Annotated in this window: 14 protein-coding genes; 6 read left to right on the forward strand and 8 right to left on the reverse strand. The window is 70.4% G+C overall.

Going from position 1 to position 18,419, the window contains the following annotated elements; all coding sequences use genetic code 11:
• Positions 1 to 12: 12 nt before the first annotated feature.
• The 3 genes from ABD235_RS13705 (at position 13) to ABD235_RS13715 (ending at position 4,149) form a co-directional block, all read left to right on the forward strand.
• Positions 13 to 1,365: an ABC transporter substrate-binding protein gene (locus ABD235_RS13705; RefSeq protein ID WP_344173972.1), complete on the forward strand. Its 1,353-nt coding sequence runs from the start codon at positions 13 to 15 to the stop codon at positions 1,363 to 1,365.
• A complete protein-coding gene (locus ABD235_RS13710; RefSeq protein WP_344173974.1) occupies positions 1,362 to 2,273 on the forward strand; it encodes a phytanoyl-CoA dioxygenase family protein in 912 nt (303 codons plus the stop codon). The genes ABD235_RS13705 and ABD235_RS13710 overlap by 4 nt, the downstream gene beginning before the upstream one ends.
• Before the next feature lie 112 nt (positions 2,274 to 2,385).
• Positions 2,386 to 4,149: a transglycosylase domain-containing protein gene (locus ABD235_RS13715; protein ID WP_344173976.1), complete on the forward strand. Its 1,764-nt coding sequence runs from the start codon at positions 2,386 to 2,388 to the stop codon at positions 4,147 to 4,149.
• A gap of 100 nt (positions 4,150 to 4,249) precedes the next feature.
• On the opposite strand, the gene ABD235_RS13720 is transcribed toward ABD235_RS13715, so the two are convergent.
• From ABD235_RS13720 to ABD235_RS13740, 5 genes are all read right to left on the reverse strand, one after another.
• The gene (locus ABD235_RS13720) at positions 4,250 to 5,170 is read right to left on the reverse strand and encodes an aminoglycoside phosphotransferase/kinase family protein (RefSeq protein WP_344173978.1); all 921 of its coding nucleotides are present in this window, start codon (positions 5,168 to 5,170) and stop codon (positions 4,250 to 4,252) included.
• A gap of 132 nt (positions 5,171 to 5,302) precedes the next feature.
• Entirely contained in the window at positions 5,303 to 5,836 is a 534-nt protein-coding gene (locus ABD235_RS13725) for an EF-hand domain-containing protein (RefSeq protein ID WP_344173980.1), read from the reverse strand.
• Between the two features lie 281 nt (positions 5,837 to 6,117).
• On the reverse strand, positions 6,118 to 6,501 hold the full coding sequence (locus ABD235_RS13730) for a hypothetical protein (RefSeq protein ID WP_344173982.1): 384 nt from the start codon (positions 6,499 to 6,501) through the stop codon (positions 6,118 to 6,120).
• Positions 6,498 to 7,877 (reverse strand): DUF4331 domain-containing protein, encoded by a 1,380-nt coding sequence (locus ABD235_RS13735; RefSeq protein ID WP_344173984.1) that lies wholly within the window; start codon positions 7,875 to 7,877, stop codon positions 6,498 to 6,500. The genes ABD235_RS13730 and ABD235_RS13735 overlap by 4 nt, the downstream gene beginning before the upstream one ends.
• Positions 7,878 to 7,880: 3 nt before the next feature.
• Positions 7,881 to 8,156: a twin-arginine translocation signal domain-containing protein gene (locus ABD235_RS13740; protein ID WP_344173987.1), complete on the reverse strand. Its 276-nt coding sequence runs from the start codon at positions 8,154 to 8,156 to the stop codon at positions 7,881 to 7,883.
• A 222-nt stretch (positions 8,157 to 8,378) separates the two neighbouring features.
• Between ABD235_RS13740 and ABD235_RS13745 the strand changes: the two genes are divergently transcribed.
• Both ABD235_RS13745 and ABD235_RS13750 read left to right on the forward strand, forming a co-directional pair.
• Positions 8,379 to 11,222 carry an AfsR/SARP family transcriptional regulator gene (locus ABD235_RS13745; RefSeq protein ID WP_344173989.1) on the forward strand — a complete coding sequence of 948 codons (2,844 nt, stop codon included), beginning with the start codon at positions 8,379 to 8,381 and terminating at the stop codon, positions 11,220 to 11,222.
• 100 nt (positions 11,223 to 11,322) lie between these two features.
• Positions 11,323 to 12,651 carry an FAD-binding oxidoreductase gene (locus ABD235_RS13750; RefSeq protein ID WP_344173991.1) on the forward strand — a complete coding sequence of 443 codons (1,329 nt, stop codon included), beginning with the start codon at positions 11,323 to 11,325 and terminating at the stop codon, positions 12,649 to 12,651.
• 51 nt (positions 12,652 to 12,702) lie between these two features.
• Here ABD235_RS13750 and ABD235_RS13755 read toward each other — a convergent pair whose 3' ends face one another.
• From ABD235_RS13755 to ABD235_RS13765, 3 genes are read right to left on the reverse strand one after another with little or no spacing between them, the layout of a single operon-like run.
• Entirely contained in the window at positions 12,703 to 13,116 is a 414-nt protein-coding gene (locus tag ABD235_RS13755; RefSeq protein WP_344173994.1) for a DUF805 domain-containing protein, read from the reverse strand.
• Between the two features lie 16 nt (positions 13,117 to 13,132).
• Positions 13,133 to 15,712, reverse strand: a complete 2,580-nt coding sequence (locus tag ABD235_RS13760) for an adenylate/guanylate cyclase domain-containing protein (protein ID WP_344173996.1) — start codon at positions 15,710 to 15,712, stop codon at positions 13,133 to 13,135.
• Positions 15,712 to 16,644, reverse strand: a complete 933-nt coding sequence (locus ABD235_RS13765; RefSeq protein ID WP_344173998.1) for an endonuclease/exonuclease/phosphatase family protein — start codon at positions 16,642 to 16,644, stop codon at positions 15,712 to 15,714. Before ABD235_RS13765 ends, ABD235_RS13760 begins: the two co-directional genes overlap by 1 nt.
• A 193-nt stretch (positions 16,645 to 16,837) precedes the next feature.
• Here ABD235_RS13765 and ABD235_RS13770 point away from each other — a divergent pair, with 193 nt between their 5' ends.
• Complete coding sequence (locus ABD235_RS13770; protein ID WP_344174000.1) at positions 16,838 to 18,418, forward strand: discoidin domain-containing protein; 1,581 nt, start codon at positions 16,838 to 16,840, stop codon at positions 18,416 to 18,418.
• Position 18,419: the final 1 nt, after the last annotated feature.

An 18,419-nucleotide genomic window follows, 5' to 3' on the forward strand; every position in this document is an offset into this window, starting at 1 on the left:
CCGGAGGTCGTCATGTCACATCCCCTGCCCCGAACCGCACTGTCGCGACGGACCCTGCTCCGCGGTGGCGCCGGACTGATCGGCGCGGCCGGAGTCCTCGGTACGACGGGCTGCGGCTCGTCGGACGACACCGCGGCCGGCGGCCCGGTCGAGCTCGTGTACCGGCTCTGGGACGAGCAGCAGGAGGTCGGCTACAAGTCGGTCTTCGCCGCGTTCACCGCCGAGAACCCGGGCATCACCGTCCGGATGGAAGTGCTGCCGTGGGACCAGTACTGGACCAAGCTGACCACCGAACTGGCCAGCGGCAAGGCGCCGGACGTCTTCTGGCTGACGGTGGAGAACTTCCCCGACCTGGCCAGCAAGGGCGTGCTCGCGCCGCTCGACGACCTGCTCAAGGGCGCGAAGCTCGATCTCGCGTCGTACCACCCGAACGTCGTCCAGTCGTACAAGTACGAGGACAAGCAGCTCGGCGTACCGAAGGACCTCGGCGTGGTCGGGCTGCTCTACAACAAGAACCTGGTCGCCAAGGCCGGGATCACGATGCCGGAGAAGCTGACTTGGGCGCCGGACGGCAGCGGGACGTTCCTCGACGTCGCGCGGAAGCTGACCGTGGACAAGGCCGGTCTCAAGGCCGGGCAGAGCGGGTTCGACGCCGGGGCGATCAAGCAGTGGGGGTTCTGCTCCTGGAACCACAGCCAGACCCAGTGGCTGAACTGGATCGCCTCGAACGGCGGGAAGGCGATGGACGCGCCGTACGGGACGTTCGAGTTCGCCGGGGCCAAGTCGGTCGAGGCGCTGCAGTGGGCCCGCGACCTGGTCTTCAAGTGGCACGTGTCGCCGGACGGGACGCGGACGAACCCGCCGACCGGGCAGGCGACCGAGATGTTCTACCGCGGCGAGGTGGCGATGTTCCCGGCGAACAACGCGCTGCTGCCGTTCGCGCTGCCGGAGGTGAAGTTCCCGATCGGCGTCGCGTCGATGCCGGCCGGGCCGAGCGGGCGGACCGTGGTGATCAACGGGCTGGCCGAGGTGATGTTCGCCAAGACCAAGCACCCCGACGAGGCCGGGAAGCTGATCACGTTCCTCGGGTCGGAGAAGGCGCAGAAGCTGATGGGTGACGCGGGTTACGTCATCCCGGCCCTGAACGGTACGGCGGCCGGCTACTCGCAGTACTGGAAGAAGAAGGGGATCGACGTGCAGCCGTTCCTCGACTCCGCGGCCGGCAGCACCGTGAACATGCCGATCGCGACCGGCTGGACGGCGAAGGTTGCCGACATCAACAAGGTGGTCAACGAGCTGTACCTGGACAAGGGCGACGCCACGAAGGTCGCCACCGCGATGGACGAGAAGGGGAACGGCCGATGAAGGAACTCACCGACTCCGCACCGGCACTTGACGACACCGCGACGCTGCGGGCCCGCCTGGCCGACGAGGGCTACCTGTTCTTCCGGGGACTGCTGCCGGCCGACGTGGTCGACGACGTCCGGACGCAGATCGCGCGGATCCTGTTCGACAGCCACTGGCTCGCGCCGGGGACCGCGGCCGAGGAGCTGATGGCGTCGGACCGCGCGGTCGAGGAGGGATCGGCCGGGTTCTTCGGCGCGTACACGGCGATCCAGAGCACCGAAGCCTTTCACCAGTTGGCGATCCGGCCCGAGCTGCTGGACCTGACGGCGCGGCTGCTGGGCGAGCCGTCGTTCGCGCACCCCGCGCACATCTGCCGGATCGCGCCGCCGTCGCCCGGCGCCAACCCGACACCGATCCACCAGGACTACCGCTTCATCCAGGGCTGCATCGACACGCTGACGACCTGGCTGCCGCTCAGCGCTGCCCCGCCCGAGATCGGCGGGCTGCGGGTGCTGTCCGGATCACCGCGGCTGGGGGTGCTTCCGGTGAAGCCGTCCGACGGGCCGGGGATGATGCGGGCCGAGGCGGACGAGGAGCACCCGGAGTGGCGTACGGCGACGTACCGGCCGGGCGACGTCCTGCTGTTCACCAGCCTGACCGTGCACGGCGCGATGCCGAACCGGACGCGGCAGCTGCGGTTGTCGGCGGACTTCCGGTACCAGGCACTCAGCGCGCCGATGGCGGTCGACGCACTCGGGACGGGCAAGCCGCACTACCACCCGGACGTGCCCGACTTCCCGACGCTGACCCGCGGCTGGGAGTCGACGGCGAGCATCGAGGTGCCGCCGGGCGTGCGGTTCGTCGAGCGGTTCGACCCGCGGCTCGACGACGTACCGACCCCCGTCTCACGGTTCGCGGCGGTCTAGACCTTTCTGACGAGGGACGTCGTCCTTCGGGATGAAATGGCGGGATCGCGTCCACCACTGAGCGTGGTCGCGGCGTCCTGGTGGGTGACCTGTCACCCACCAGGAGGTTCCGGTGCGCCGAAGGATCGTGCGGATCGCGGGATGGTGCCTCGGCCTGTCGTTCGTCGTGCTGATCGGGACCGTGGCGGCGTTCTTCGTCGGGTACGCCCGGACCGACATCCCGGACCCGAACACGAAGTTCGAGGCGAACACCACGATCGTCACCTACGCCGACGGCAAATCCGAGATCGGCTCGTTCTACGAGCAGAACCGCAAGTCCGTCCAGCTGGAGGAGATCCCGAAGCACGTCCAGGACGCGGTGATCGCCGCCGAGGACCGCACGTTCTGGACCAACGCCGGCATCTCGCTGCCCGGCATGGCGCGGGCCGCCGTCGCGATCGCTCGCGGTCGGCAGCTCCAGGGTGGATCGACGATCACCCAGCAGTACGTGAAGATCATGTACCTCACCCAGGAACGCACGATGGGCCGCAAGCTCGACGAGCTGTTCATCGCGACCAAGATCAGCCGGACCCAGGACAAACGCACGATCCTGGGCACCTACCTGAACACGATCTACTTCGGCGAAGGGGCCTACGGCATCCGCGCGGCCGGGCAGACGTACTTCGGGGTCGACCACCCGCGGGACCTGACCGTGCCCCAGGCCGCCTACCTGGCGACCGTGCTCAACAACCCGACCAAGTTCGACGCCGACGATCCCGACGCCGCGCCGGCGATCCTCGGGCGGTACCGGTACGTGCTGAGCGGGATGGCGTCGATGGCCACCATTTCCTCTTCCCAGTACGACGCCTACCGCGCCGCCGTGCCGGTGCTGCGCAAGAAGCCCAGGGGCAACCGGTACGCCGGGCCGACCGGCTTCCTGCTCGACCTCGCGCGCCGGGAGCTCGGCACGTACGGATTCGCGGGCGATCGACTCAGCGGAGGTGGGCTGCGGGTGGTCACCACCTTCGACGCCACGCTGCAGGCGCGAGCTGTCGCCGCGGTTGCGTCGGGGCGAGCAGGGGGGTCGCAGGTCGAGCGGCCGGGTTTGCAGGGCGAGCGGCCGCCGGGTCTGCAGGTCGGGCTGGCCTCGATCCGGCCCGGCACCGGCGAACTCGTAGCGCTTGTCGGCGGCAACGATTTCCTCGCGAGCCAGCAGAACTGGGCGACGCGCAAGGCGCCGCCCGGCCAGCTTCTACGACCGTTCGCGATCGCCGCCGGCTGGTCCGACCGCGCCGACCCTTCCGACGTACCGCCTTCGGTGAACAAGGCGTTCTTCCAGCTCGTCGACTCCCGCCGCGGCCACCTCGTCTCGACCGTCGCCGAGAACGCCGGCGTGCCGCCGATCCCGCCGGCGGACCGCCCCGCCCCCGGCCTAGGTCCTGACGCCCTCGCCTCACCGGTCGACCTCGCCACGGCGTACAGCACCTTCGTCGCCGACGGCCGCCGCGTCCCCGCGCACGTGATCAAGGAAGTGCGGGACTCCAGAGGCAAACTCCTGTGGACAGCCGCCAAACATCCCGGCCTCAGACCCGTCCAAGCCTTCCCGCCCGAGATCGCGCGCCTGACCGGCAAGCTTGTCGGCGAAGGCAAGGCCACCACGGTCAACGGCCTGAGCATCGAGAAGCGCCGACTCAACACGAAGTGCCGCTGCCGCGCGCAGAAAGGCCTGCAGCCACTCGCCGCCTGGCACGTAGGCTTCACCCCCGAGCTGTCCACGGCCGTCGTCTACCGAGCCGGCCCCCAAGGCGAGTCGGCCCTCCCCGCGAAGGTCGCCGCCCAATGGCCAACGCTCACCTGGGCCACCTACACCGGCGGCCCGATCCCACAGGGCCGCTGACCCCGGCCCCGCCCACCCCGCCGACCCCGAGCCCTAGCGTCCGAGGAATCCGCACGCGTCCGAAGCCCCGAGCCCTATAGCCTCGGCTTTCTCGGACGCATCACCCTTCTTCGGACGCACCGGCTCGGTGGAGGCGCGATTCGGCTTGATCGAGCACGGCTGTGAGTGCGACAGGCGGGTGATCCCACAGCAGCTCGGCGCGGGCGTTGTGGAGGGCGGGCCAGAGGCTGGCGGCCCAGGCGACTTCCAGCTCGTCTGTCGTGAAGGCACCAGCTTCTTCCTGGTAGGCCGTGAGGAACGCTTCGGAGCTTTCGAGGGGAGCCAGTGTCGGGGTCTCGGTGCTGGCGAAGGCGCCTGCGGCGGCTCCGGCCAGCGCGGGCTCGGGGAGCCAGGCGATGCTGTCCCAGTCGTGAACGACGGTGTCGTTCCAGCGGAGGTTCTGGGCCTCCCAGTCGGCGTGGCCGAGGACGCGGGGCAGCGACGTGGCGGCGAGCAGGCGCGCTCGGGTGCGGGCAGCGATGGTCAGGAGCTCTGTCGGCAGCGAGTCCGCGCCCGGGCGGTTGTCGTGCACGGGATTCGGCGGCCAGTGGCCAGGGCCCGTGTGGTCCCAGTGCACCCACTCAGGGTTGGGCAACGGCGGCGGGAGCTGCAGGCGACTGGTGACCGCGGTGACGGCGGCGTACAAGCGAGCCGACCGCTGGGCCGACGCGGGGTCTGTGCCGCGAGCAACCTCGCCACCCGGCAACCACTGCTCGGCGTGTACGGCGAGACCGTCGACCGTCGTCGCCCCGGTCAGTGGCCGCGGGCAAGGAAGGCCGGCTCCGGAGACTGCTTGCTGGACCGCCAAGCAAGTGGGCACCCGGCCGCCGGGATCAGGACGGGACTTGATCACCACCTCCCGGCCGTCGTCGAGCCGGAACGCTTGGACGTCGGACATCAGAGTGGCCGAGAGCAGTTGCTGAACCGGCGACGCACCCAGCTCGCGCGCGCACCACCGGCTCAGCCACGGTTCGACCGTCACGGGCACCACTCCCTCACCGGCCGTCCGAAGAAGCCGCACGCGTCCGAAGAACCCGAGGCTATAGGGCTCGCTCCTTCGGACGCATCGCCGTTCTTCGGACGCTGCGGGCACTGGCGGCCCGGTCCGGCGGGATCAGTACGGCCCGAAGACCCACTGGGACGGGGACTTCGGGTCGTCGCCGATCCAGAACCCGGCCCACAGCTCGCGGAACTCCTCGCGGGACAGCTGGCCGTCGCCGTTGGTGTCGAGCTTGCCGAACACCTCCTCGACACCGTCGGCCGAACCCTTCCACGCCTGGACGACCTGCTGGTGCTCGGCCAGCGCGATCCGGTCGTCCCCGTTCTGGTCGACCACGTCGAACATCGCCTCCGCGGTCGCGTACACCGCGTCGTCGATCTCCGGGAGCTTGTCGACCACCGTCATCAGTTCGTCGAGCGACACCTTGTCGTCGTGGTCGGCGTCGGAAAGGGCGGCCACCGCCGACCACCAGCCCATCATGATCGCCCGCATCCGGTCGTGGTCCTCGGTGCCCGGCTGCCAGCCCCGGATGCCGACCCAGCGCGCGGTCAGCGTCTCGAAGTCGGACTCCTCCAGGTAGCCGTTGCCGTCGGCGTCCATCGCGTGGAACACCCCGGCCACCTTCTGCCGCTGGAATTCACTGGCCATGCGTTCTCCCCTTTCACACCGTTGCCGGTGGTCCGGTTCAGACGATACGAGTGAGCCGGCCGTCGCGCGCGGTGAGCAACGACCGGTTCGCGTCCCACGAATAACCCCGGGTCCGGTCCGTTCAGACCCGGGGTCGGCATCGAGAAAACTCGTGGTCGGCAGGCCAAAAGTCCGGGGTCGCAGACTGTTGCCAAACGCCCCTGAGCCGGCCCTCGGGCCGGCCGGTGGGAGGCGGACCGGCGGGAGTGGCCCCTGCACACGCCCGACGGTCCGTCCCCCAGCTACTGGGGCCAGCTCGCCTCGGTGACCTGGCCGCCGGTGACGGCGACGGTCAGTCGGACCGGTCCGTCGGGGAGGACATACAGGTCGTACCTGCCTTCCGGTACGTCGGGAAAGACGGCCGAGTGGATCGTCGTGCCCTCGGGCGACGGCCGCGGGACGACGGCGACGTGCGGCAGATGGTGATGACCGTTCCCATGCCCATGACCGTGCCCATGACCGTGCCCAGCCGGTACGCCGTGCGGGCGGCGCTCGATCTCGGTGTCGTTCAGGGCCGCGGGCATCCTCACGACGATCGCGCCGATGCCGTCGCCGATGTCCAGCAGGACCGAGGAGCCCTGGCCCGCATGGGGATTCTCCTCGGCGTTGGTCAGCGGCCTGGTCACGAGACGGCCGGGATGCCGGGCTTGGACTGGTAGCCGCCGGCCGGCGTACCGAGGTACGGGAACCAGCTCAGGTAGCCGGAGTTCGTGTTCGACGTCCCGTCCTTGATCGCGCCCGCCGCGTCGTCGGGGGTGAACGTCTTGTCGACCAGCGGGATCGTCAAGCCGGCCACCGCGCGCAGCTCGACGGTGACGACGTCGTCGAAAACCCTGCGCCCGTTGGGGAAACCGGCCGCGTCGCCCGCGACCAGGCCGAGCGGGTTCGGCGACTTGGCCGGAGGGACGGCGACGTTCAGCCGCAGCATGTCCGCCTGCACCGGACCGGTGTAGTTCTGGAATCCCGGGACCACGCCTGCCGGGATCCCGGTGAGTAAGATCGCGGCCAGGTCGGCCCGCGGTTTCTTGTACGCCGCCAGCTTCGGGAACACGCCCGGGTACAGCGCCGGCAGCAGCCCGGCGAGCTCGGGCTTGGTCACGTACTGCGCGTACTTCTTGTCCTCCGACGGCGGCCGGGTGTTCCACTTGTCCTTCTCGGCCATCGGCACGATGACCTCGTTGAAGAGCGGGTTGCCCAGCCGCGAGACCTGCTTGTACGGGCCGTGCCAGACTGGTACGCCGAGCACGTCGTCGAGCAGCCGCGACTGCTGACGGCTCGCCGAGGCGTAGACGCCGATGACGGACTTCGCGTCCATCACGTCCTTGGGCCGCTTGCCGTCGCGGGTCAGATCGGTGATCGGGACCTGGAGCGCGATCGTGTGCACGTTCGAGCCCTGCAGGCCGTTGACGCCCATCGCCGCGGCCGACGGGATCAGGTGCGCCATCTGGAACGGGCGCAGCGTGCCGAGGTCGAAGATGCTGCCCAGGTCGGCGAAGAACCCGTCAGCGCGCTGACCGGCGAACACCTTGCGGCGGGCACCGATCGTGTGGATCGCCTGGCGGGCGAGCTTGGCGTAGTTCGGCGTGCTGCGCGGGCCGACGTTGACCGGCGGCGCGGCGAGCTCACGGGCCAGGATCCGGGAGCGGCCGTTCTCGACCCGGGTCACCGAGTAGTACTGCGGCCGGTTCCAGGTGGTGTCCTTGATCGACGTGATCGGCCCGGTGTTGTACAGGAACGTCTTCTTGTTCCGGATCTCGGCGTGGAAGCGGAACTGGTAGCTGACGTCCGCCTTGCCGGAACCACTGTTGGAGATGTGGATCTGGTACAGCACGTCGTCGCCGAACTCGTAGAAGTTCGGGCCGCCGTACGGGTTCTGGAACGGGATGAAGTTGGCGATGATCGTCACGGTGTCCGGCTGGTCCGGGCTGACGAACGCGTAGACGTCGGTGTTGTCGGCGACCGGATCCTTGGAGATCTCCGGCGCTTCGCGGTGCGAGGACATGGCTCAGGCCCCCTTCGCGCCGGCGAGCCGGGCGGCCAGCTCGCGATCGGTCACCAGGACCTCGCGCTCGCCGACCATGATCGCCATCCGCCCCGACTTCACGTCCTTGACGTGGACGACGAACGACTCGGCCCCGGCCAGGTCGCTCGCCTCGAGCTGCGGCGCCGCCGCCTCGCCGGAGCGCTCGCTGAAGATCTTCGGTGCCGCGACCGCGCCGACCGCGGCCGCCGTCCCCGCTCCCGCGAACACCAGGAACCCACGTCGTGATGCGTCACTCATGACTGCCCCTTCCCTCCCGTACCGCCCGACCGCCGACTCCTGCCGACGCAGCCACGGTTGCGACCCAGTCGGATCTGCTGTGAGCTGGCTCACCACCACAACCGCACGGCCTTCGGAGCGGACTGCCGGGCGGATGGGTGAGCCGGGCCCAGGGGCGTCTACGCAACGTGTAGACCCGGCATGGGACGATAGTTCTTGAAAGGTGAACTACTCTCTGGGGCGGTGGGTGTGGCGGACGACCGGACCGCGTCCTGGTTCACCGTGCTCGGGCCGGTGCGGGCGTGGCAGGGCGAGACGGAGCTGCGGCTCGGGTCGCCGCAGCAGCGGGCGGTGCTCGCGGCGTTGCTGGTCCGGGAGGGCGCCCAGGCGACGATCGGGGAGCTGATCGACGCGGTGTGGGGCAGCGGCGACATTCCCGAGTCGGCGGCGCAGACGGTCCGGACGTACGTGCACCGGCTTCGCCGGGTGCTGGACCCGGGCCGTCCGGCGGCGCAGTCGGTGATCGCGTCGATCGGGGACGGGTACGCGCTGACCGCCGCCGCGGGGACGCTCGATCTCGGGGTGTTCAAGCAGCACGTCGCCGATGCCCAGGCGGCGGCGAACTTCCGCGACCTCGGCCGCGCCGAGCGGCTGCTGCGCGAGGCGCTCGCGTTGTGGCACGGCACCGCCCTGGCCGGCATTCCAGGGGAGTACGCCGAGACCCAGCGCGTCTACCTCGGCAAGCTGCGTCTCGCGGCGCTGGAGCTGCTGATGACCGCGCAGCTCGAGCTCGGCTCGGCCACCGAGGCCGCGGCCGAGCTGGCCACGATCACCGCCGAGCACCCGTACGACGAACGCTTCCGCGAGCTGCACATGACGGCCCTGTACCGGTCCGGCCGGCAGGCCGAGGCGCTCGCCGTGTACCAGGACTGCCAGAAGTTGCTCGCGAACGAGCTGGGTATCGATCCGGGACCGGCGCTGCAGGAACTCCACGAGCAGGTCCTGCGGGGTGAGGTCCCGCCGGCACAGCACAGCGCCGCCACCGCACGCCCCGGCTCGGGTTTTCGCGCCGGGGCAGGCTCACCCGACGACCCCAGCACCGCGCGCCCGGTGCCCGCGCAACTGCCCGCCGACCACCGGGGCTTCAGCGGTCGCAAGACCGAGCTCCTCGCGGCCGTGCAGAAGCTCGACCGTGCCGGCGTCGCCGTGATCACCGGTATGGCCGGCGTCGGCAAGACGACGTTCGCCGTCCATCTCGCGCACCGCTTCGCCGGCCGTTACCCCGACGGTCAGCTGTACCTGGACCTGCGCGGCTTCGCCTCGGGCGCCGAGCCCGTCGCTCCCGAGGACGCGCTGCGCTCGTTGCTCGAGGCCCTCGACGTACCGGCCGAGACGATCCCGAGGGACCTGGCCGGCCGAGCGGCCATGTTCCGGACGTTGCTGTCCGGCCGCCGGATCCTGCTGCTGCTCGACAACGCCAAGAACGCCGAACAGGTCCGCCCACTGCTTCCCGGCGAAGCCACGTCCCTGGTCCTGATCACCAGCCGGGACCGCCTGACGAGTCTGCTCGTCACCGACGACGCGGACCTGATCACGCTCGACGTCCTGGAACCGGCCGAGGCCCGGACCTTCCTGGTCGGCAAGCTCGGCGCCCGCCGGGTCGGCGCCGAGCCGGAGGCCGCCGAGGAGATCCTGCGCCGCTGCGGACGGTTGCCGCTGGCAATCTCCCTGGTCGCCGCGCGGGCCATCGTCAATCCCGGCTTCAGCCTGGCCGCGATCGCCGCCGAGCTGAGCCACAGGGACGGACTGGACGCGTTCGAGGACCTGGACGGCGCGGACGTCCGCTCGGTGTTCTCCTGGTCGTACAACGCCCTCAGCCCGGACAGCGCCCGGCTGTTCCGGGTGATGTGCCCGGCGCCCTGGCCGCGCTACGACCTGACCGGAGCCGCCAGCCTGGCCGGCCTTCCGGTCAGCGAGACCCGGCGCCTGATCGCCGAGCTCAGCCGCGTCAACCTGATCACCGAGGAGCGTCCCGGCGAGTTCGCCTTCCACGACCTGGTCCGCGCGTACGGCGTGGAGAAGGCCGCCGCGGGCGACCCGCAGGAGCGCCACGACGCCCTGGTCCGCGCACTCAACCACACGCTGTACACCGCGCGAGCGGCCGTCGTACTGCTCAATCCGACCCGGCGCACGATCCCGCTGGTCCCGCTGCGGGACGACGTCACCGTCCGCCCGATCAAGGACCGCGCGGCCGCCTGGGCGTGGTTCGCCGCGGAGTCACCGATGATCGGCACGTGTCAACGGCTGGCGGCCGAAGCCGGCCTCGACGTGTACGTCGGCCAGCTGGCCTGGACGGTGAACACCTATCTCCTGCGCTCCGGCCAGTGGGCCGAGATGCTCAGCGTGTACGAGCGGGCGCTCGCCGCGGCCACCCGGCTGGGCGACGACTACCTGATCGCCACCGCGAGCATGGTGGCCGGCAAGACCGAGACCTGGCTGCACCAGTACGACGCCGCCGACCAGCACCTGACCCGGGCGATCGCCGGTTTCCACGCGGCCGGGCGGACCACCGAAGAGGCCAACGCGGTGGACAGCCTCGGCAACCTGCGCAGCTTCCAGGGCCGGTCCGCCGAGGCGATCGAGCAGTTCCAGAAGGCCGTGAAGCTGTCCTCGGACGTGTCGTCGCGGGCCAGCGCGCTGAACAACCTGGCCAACGAGTACAACACCACCGGGGACTACTCGGTCGCCGTACCGATCTGTCTGCAGGCGGTCGAGCTCTGGGACGGGGCCGGTGACCAGCACGGGCTCGCGAACGGCTGGGACACCCTCGGGACCTCGCACCGCGGCCTCGGCCACTACGCAGAGGCCGCCGGTTGCTACCGGCAAGCGTTCGAAGCGTTCCGCGAGCTCGGGAACCGCTACAACGAGGCGCGCACGCTGATCAACTACGCGGCGGCCGTGGAGGCGCTCGACGACGGCCAGGCCGCGCTCGAGGCGCGCGCCTCGGCGGCCGAGATCCTGCGCGACCTCGACCACCCGGACGCCGTACGGCTCGCCGGTCAGTTGGAGCCGACCCTGTCTCGCTGACCGGCCGCGGCCGACGTCAACCAGTTGTCTATCCAGGATGCGGACACTGGAGGGCACGCTCCACCGTGCAGCCGTTCCCTGTCCACGAAGGAGTTCCCTGATGTCCACCACCGGCCTCCCGCCGGGCACTTCGGGCGCCGCCTTCAGCGGCCGGGTGCTCGGCCCCGGGGACCCCGAGTACGACGAGGCCCGTGCCGTCTTCAACGGCATGGTCGACCGCTTCCCCCAGCTCATCACGCAGCCGGCGACGGCTGACGACGTCGCGGCCGCGATCCGGCACGGCATCGACGCCGGGCTGGAGATCGCCGTCCGGTCCGGTGGTCACAGCCGCCAGGGCAACTCGACCACCGAGGGCGGCCTGGTGATCGACCTGCGCCGGATGAACTCGGTCAGCATCGATCCGGTCGCGCGGCTCGCCAGGGTCGGCGGAGGCGCGACCTGGTCCGAGGTCGGGCGCGCGGCGCAGGAGCACGGGCTGGCGACCACCGGCTGCCGCCAGGACCAGGCCGGCGTGGCCGGACCTACCCTCAGCGGCGGCTCGGGCTGGCTCGAACGCGAACTGGGCCTGGCCTGCGACAGCCTGGTCTCGATCGACCTGGTGACCGCGGACGGGCAGCAGCTCACGGCGAGCGAGACCGAGCACCCCGACCTGTTCTGGGCCCTGCACGGGGGCGGCGGCAACTTCGGCGTCGCCACCGCGCTGACGTTCCGGCTGCACCCGATCCCGGCCGTCGCGACCACGACGCTGCTGTGGCCGTGGGCGGCGTACGGCGAGGTCGTCCGGACGTTCCGCGGGATCTTCGACGGCGCGCCGCCGAACGCGCTCGGCGGCGCGGTGGTGGCGATGACCGACCCGCCGGGCACCGTCGTACCGGCGGAGCTGAACGGCGGGCTGGTGACCAAGGTGCTCGCCGTGCACACCGGCTCGCCGCGGGAACTGACCGAGCTGATCGCTGCGCTGCTTGCCCTCGGCCCCGGTTTCGTCCAGCAGGCGGAAACCGCGCCCGCCGCGATCAGGCCGAGCCCGAACGGGCCCGCCGGGCTGCGCAGCTTCTGGCGGACGGAGTACCTGCGGTCACTGCCCGACCAGGCGATCGACGAGTACGCCGGATGGATGGCCCAGGTCCCCGACCAGACCGTGGTCCGGATGGCGATCGCGCCCTGGGGTGGTGCCGTGGCCGCCGGCGCGGACCGCTGGCCGGCGCCGTTCCGGCAGGCGCCGTGGGTGCTCGCGCCGATCGCGCGCTGGGCGTCACCGGCCCGCGACGACCACATCCTGGGCTGGATCGGTGCCCTGCACAACCTTTCCGGGCACGAGCGGATGGTCACCGGCATCGACCCGGCGAACCAGGCCCGGCTGAGCGCGGCCAAGTCGGCGTACGACCCCGGCAACGTGTTCCACCTCAACCAGAACATCCCGCCGGCCTGACGCACGGAGCCCGCGCACCGAAACGGCGCGCGGGCTCCGGTGAGCGTGAGCTCAGGCGGTCGGGTACCCCGGCTCCGCACTGCCGGCCGCGGTGCCGAACCGCTCGGCGGCCTTCGGGTCCGGGCCGTGGCTGTTCTCGCCCGGCGTGCCCTCCTGGACGGTGAAGACCAGCAGCACGATCCACCCGATGATCGGGATCAGCCCGATGAAGATCCAGGCCCCGCTCCGGTTGGTGTCGTGCAGCCGCCGCACGGTGACCGCGAGGCTCGGCAGCAGCACGAGCAGCGAGTAGATCCCACCGAGCAGGCCGGTCCCGCTGGCGTTGTCCGTGCCGATCGCGCGGTCGATGACACCCAGCACGATGGAGATGATCGCGCTGAACAGCGTGAACATCCAGAACTCCTTGCGGCGCGCCCGGCCGCTGAACACGACGTACTTCTTCAGGACATCCAGGTACCACTGCATTGCCGAACTCCGATCATCAGCCACCTGGCCGACCCAGGTCGTAGGACTCCTTTGCCCCCTCGGCCGCGATCGTTAAACGTGCGAGCAGGTCCTCGACGCGCTCGGCGCGGCCGTACCGCCGGTGGGCCTGCCAATCCTCGGGGTTGATCACCGCGGCCACAAGCCCTGAAGCCTCGTCGAGCTCTTCGGCAAGATAAGGATTTGGTATCGCCAGCCGTTCTCCCATCGCTTCCTCCGCGCCGAACAGGCGCGCGGCAGCGACGGCGTCGCCCTGCCGGGCGAGAATCGTCATCATCGTGTTGGAGAACGCCATCGTCAGGCTAGGGCTGCCGAGGCTCAGAACCGTCGGGATCAGTCCGCGGGCCAGCGTGTCGGCCTCCTCGACCCGGCCGGTCTGCGCAAGCAGGTAGGCGAGATTCTGGCCCTGGATGGCGCTTTCGTGGGCGTCACCGATCTTGTTGAGCACGGCAAGGGACTCGCGCAGCAGCGCCTCGGCGCGGTCGTGGCGACCGAGCTCCTCCTCGATTCCGGCGAGATTGCCGAGCAACCGGGCCAGGCGGCCGTTGTCGTCGTTCAGTTGCCGGTGGAGCTCGAGTCCCTCGGTCAGCGTCTGCCGCGCGGCGTCGAGCTCGCCGTGGTGGCGTTGCGCCGTACCGACCAGGCTCATCGCCCAGACGACGCCGGCGCGGTCGTCGAGAGACCTGGACAGCTCAAGAGCCTTCGAGGCCTCGGAGAGTGCCCGCTGCACCTCGCCCTGGACCAGCAGGAGGTTGGACAGTCCGCGCCGGCAGGCGGCCAGGTCCGCCGAACGGTACGCCGTCCCGGCCCGGGCCAGCACGTCCTCGTGCCAGCGGCGGCCCTCCGGAACGTCCCCGGTGAGGATCCACAGCCAGCTCAGCGCCGCGCACAGCCGGATGCCTTGGGCAACGTCTGCCGTGGTTGCCCAGGACAACGCCGCGCGGAAGTTGCCGAGCTCGGTCTCGACGCGTTCGAGGGCGGTCCCGTGCCGGGACTCGCGCAGGCCGCGGAGGCCGGCGCCGAGATCGGCGTAGTACGCCGCGTGGGCGGCGCACAGGGCCTCGGACTCGTCGGTCGCGGCCAACTTCTCCCCGGCGTACTGGGCGATCGTCTGCAGGAAGGCGACCCGGGTCGGTGCGCCCTGGGTGACGGTGATCAGGTTCGCGTCGTGCAGCTCGGCGACGGCGTCCAACGGGTCGGCGCTGTCCGTGGCGATCGCGGTGATCGCGGCCAGATCGGCGCCGCCGGAGAAGACGGCGAGCCGGCGGAAGACGCGCTGGTGCTCGGGGCTGAGCAGGTCGTAGGACCAGGCGATGGTGTCGCGCAACGTCCGGTGCCGGTCGGGCGTCACCCGGCTGGTCGAGGCGATGTCGAGCGGGTCGTCGATCCGGTCGAGCAGCTCCTCCAGGCTGAGCACGCGGATCCGCGGCGCACACAGCTCGATGGCGAGCGGCAGGCCGTCGAGCCGTTCGCAGATCTCCCGGACGATGGCGAGATCGGGGCTGAAATCCGGCTGTACGGCGGTCGCGCGCTGCACGAACAGCTCGACCGCGGCGGAGCCGGGATCCAGCGGCATCACCAGGTGCTGCCGCTCGGCGACCAGCCCGAGCGGACGCCGCGACGTGGCGACGACCTTGACCTGCGGCGCCCGGTCGAGGATCTGCGCGACCACGCGGTCGGCGCCGTCGACCTGTTCGAGGTTGTCGAGGACCAGCAGCAAGGTGCGCTGGGCAAGGTACGCCGTCAGCCGGGCCGGCGTCCGTTCGCGCGGCGGTACGTCGAGCCCCTCGGCGATCGAGGACCACATCACCTCCTCGGACACCGCGTCGGCGAGCGGAACGAAGTACGCCCCGCCCGGGAACTGCTTGATCGCCCCGGCGGCCACCGCGATCCCCAACCGGGTCTTGCCCGCACCGCCCGGCCCGACCAGACTCACCAGCCGTACGTCGGGCTGCCGGACCAGCTCGCCCAACCGGACCAGATCTGCCTCCCGTCCCAGCAGCGCGGTCGCCGGAACGGGCAGACTCGTTGCCGTCCCCAACGTCCGCGGCGGCGGGAACTCCTCCTCCAGCCCGAGGACGGTGACCTGGAACAGCCGCTCGGGCTCGGGAATGTCCTTGAGGTGATGGGTGCCCAGGTCCCGCAGCACCGCGCCGTCGGGCAGTGCCTGGCGGATCAGCTCGCCGGTCGTCGCCGAGAGGATCACCTGCCCGCCGTGCGCGGCCGCCGCGACCCGGGCCGCCCGGTGCACGTCCATTCCCCAGTAGTCGCCGTCGGAGATGCCCGGCGTACCGGTGTGGATTCCCATCCGCACCCGCAGCCGCTCGCCACCCGGCCACTCGTGGCCGGCGAGCCGCCGCTGCCCCTCGACCGTGGCTCCGACCGCACCGGCGGCCGTCGGGAACACCACGAAGAAGCTGTCGCCCTCGGTCCCCTGCTCGATCCCGTCGTACTCGCGCCAGACCGCGCGCAGGATCCGCCGGTGCCCTTCCAGCGCCTCCAGATAGCTGTCGCCGAGCCGGCGCAGCAGCACGGTCGACCCCTCGATGTCGGTGAACACCATCGAGACCGCGTCCATCAGACCGTGAACTCCACCCAGAGCGGATAGTGGTCGGAGATCCGGAAGGACAGCTGGGACTTGGTCAGGTCGGTGAGGACCAGCGGGACGAAGTCCAGGCTCCCGCAGCGGTTGGTGAAGGTCAGGCCGTTGAGCATCGGCGGGAGGTCGGCCTTGGTCGGGTCGTTGAACCAGGCGATCTGGTCGTAGTAGTGGTGGTCCTTGTCGTTGTCGAAGATGGTGCGCGGGACCAGCCCGAGGTCCGGCGGCGGCCACAGACCGGTCGAGACGAACGCGGCGTACAGCGGGTCGTCGATCCGGTCCAGGTTGAAGTCGCCGAGCACGAGCAGGTTGTGGTTCCAGTCCTTCGGGCGGTCGGCCCACTGGCGCATCCAGTCGGCGAATGCCTGGACCTCGCCGAGCCGGTCCTTCGGGCCCTTGCCCCACAGCACGTGCACGGTGGTGAGGATGAAGTCCGTGCCGCCCCGGACGAAGGCCGCCGCGTACGGCGTCCGCGCGAACTGCTCGACCTTGTCGTCGGCCGCGGCCGGCAGAACGATCTCGCCGACCAGCCCGGACGGCTGCACCCGGTCGGAGTCGTAGACGTAGGCGAGCCGTTCCGCGTTGCCGGGAGCACCTTCGGTCGCGTCCGACACGATCACCCGGTAGCGCGGACCGAGGTGGTGCAGCAGCGCCATCAACGCGGTCGTGTCCCGCTTGCTCTCCTGGATCGCGGTCACGTCGAACCGCTCGACCACGGCCGCGACGCACGCCAGCGCGTGCCAGTCCCGCCGCGGGCTGTCCTTCGGACCGGACTGCCACTTCGGCGTCAGGCCACCGAAGCCGCGTACGTTCCATGTGCCGATCAGCAGGTTGTCCTTCACCTTCGCCGGCAGTTGCTGGTCCAGCGCCGCACCTAACCGGTTCAGGTCCTGCGTCACCGCTGTCGGCACCGGACCTGCCGGTGGTCCCACCACTGCACGCGCCACGATCCCCCACCCCACAACGGAACCCGGCCACCCCAACCGTTGTACCGAGCGTGATCGCCGACCGGGCGCCCGTCAAGAGCCGCGACCTCTGGACCCGGGATTAATTGTTAGGTAAGTTTCCTGTTAGTTAGCTCCGATCGCCCCGTCAGGAGTCCCGATGTCCTATCGCAAGTTCCTCGCTGTCCTCTTACCGCTCCCCCTCCTGGTCGCCCTCGGCGGCGCCCAGGCCGACGCCGCCGACACCTTGCTGTCCAAGCGGCAACCAGTCCTTGCCTCGAGCATCGAAGACGACACGTTGCCGGCCGCGCTCGCCGTCGACGGCAGTACGACGACCCGTTGGGCCAGCACCGAAGGCGTCGACCCGCAGTGGATCCGGGTCGACCTCGGCCAGCCGGCCGCGATCCGCCGGGTGAAGCTGAACTGGGAAGCCGCCTACGCCAAGGCCTACCGGATCGAGGTGTCCGACAACGGCACCGACTTCCGGACCGTCCAGGACGTTGCCAACGGCAACGGTGGGACCGACGACCTGACCGGCCTGACCGCCCACGGCCGCTACGTCCGCCTGGTCGGCACCCAGCGCGCCACGCCGTACGGGTACTCGCTGTGGGAGCTCGAGGTCTACGGCACCGCCGACTCCAGCGGCGACACCCAACCACCGACCGTCCCGACCGGTCTGCAGACCACCGCGGTCACCGCGACCTCGGCCGCGCTCAAGTGGACCGCCTCGACCGACAACGTCGGCGTCAGCGGGTACGACGTACTGCGCAACGGCGTCGTCGTCGCGTCGACCGAGTCCCCGGTCTTCAACGACACCGGCCTGACCGACAGTACGACGTACCAGTACGCCGTCCGCGCCCGCGACCTGGCCGGCAACCAGTCGGGCCTGAGCCAAGCCATCAGCGTGCAGACGAGTGCCGGCGGCACCGGTGCGTTCGTGCTCGCCGCGGCCGGTGACATCGCCGACCGGTGCACCGAGTCCGACTCCAGCTGCGTGCACCCGAAGACCGCCCGCCTGGTCCAGGCGATGAACCCGGCGAACGTCATCACGATGGGCGACAACCAGTACGACGACGCGCACCTGTCCGACTTCAAGAACTACTACGACAAGACCTGGGGCAAGTTCAAGGCGATCACCAAGCCGATCCCGGGCAACCACGAGTCGTACGACGACACGCCCTTCGCGGGCTACCGGTCCTACTTCGGCTCGATCGCCACGCCGCAGGGCAAGCAGTACTACAGCTGGGACAAGGGCAACTGGCACTTCGTCGCGCTCGACTCCAACGACTTCGTCACCGGAGAGGGCCTGGCCGAACCGGCCCAGCTGACCTGGCTCAAGCAGGACCTCGCGAACAACACCAAGGGCTGCGTCGCGGCGTACTACCACCACCCGCGCTTCAGCTCCGGCGACCACGGCGACAACCCCGACAGCATCGCCCTGTGGCAGACGCTGGTCGGCGCCAAGGTCGACCTCGTCCTCAACGGCCACGACCACCACTACGAGCGCTTCCTGCCGCAGAACGTCAACGGCCAGGTCGATCCGAACGGTCCGGTGCAGATCATCGGCGGGATGGGCGGCGCGCCCCTGTACGACGTCCACTCGGGCCACCCGGCGACCGCGAAGATCCTGTCGACGTACGGCGCGCTGAAGCTCTCGATGACCGACACCACCTTCTCCAGCCAGCTGATCGGCCTGGACAGCAAGGTGCTCGACAGCAGCCCGACCTACACCTGCCACTGAC

It is taken from the genome of Kribbella lupini, assembly GCF_039529595.1.
GTDB classification, from domain to species: Bacteria; Actinomycetota; Actinomycetes; order Propionibacteriales; family Kribbellaceae; genus Kribbella; species Kribbella lupini.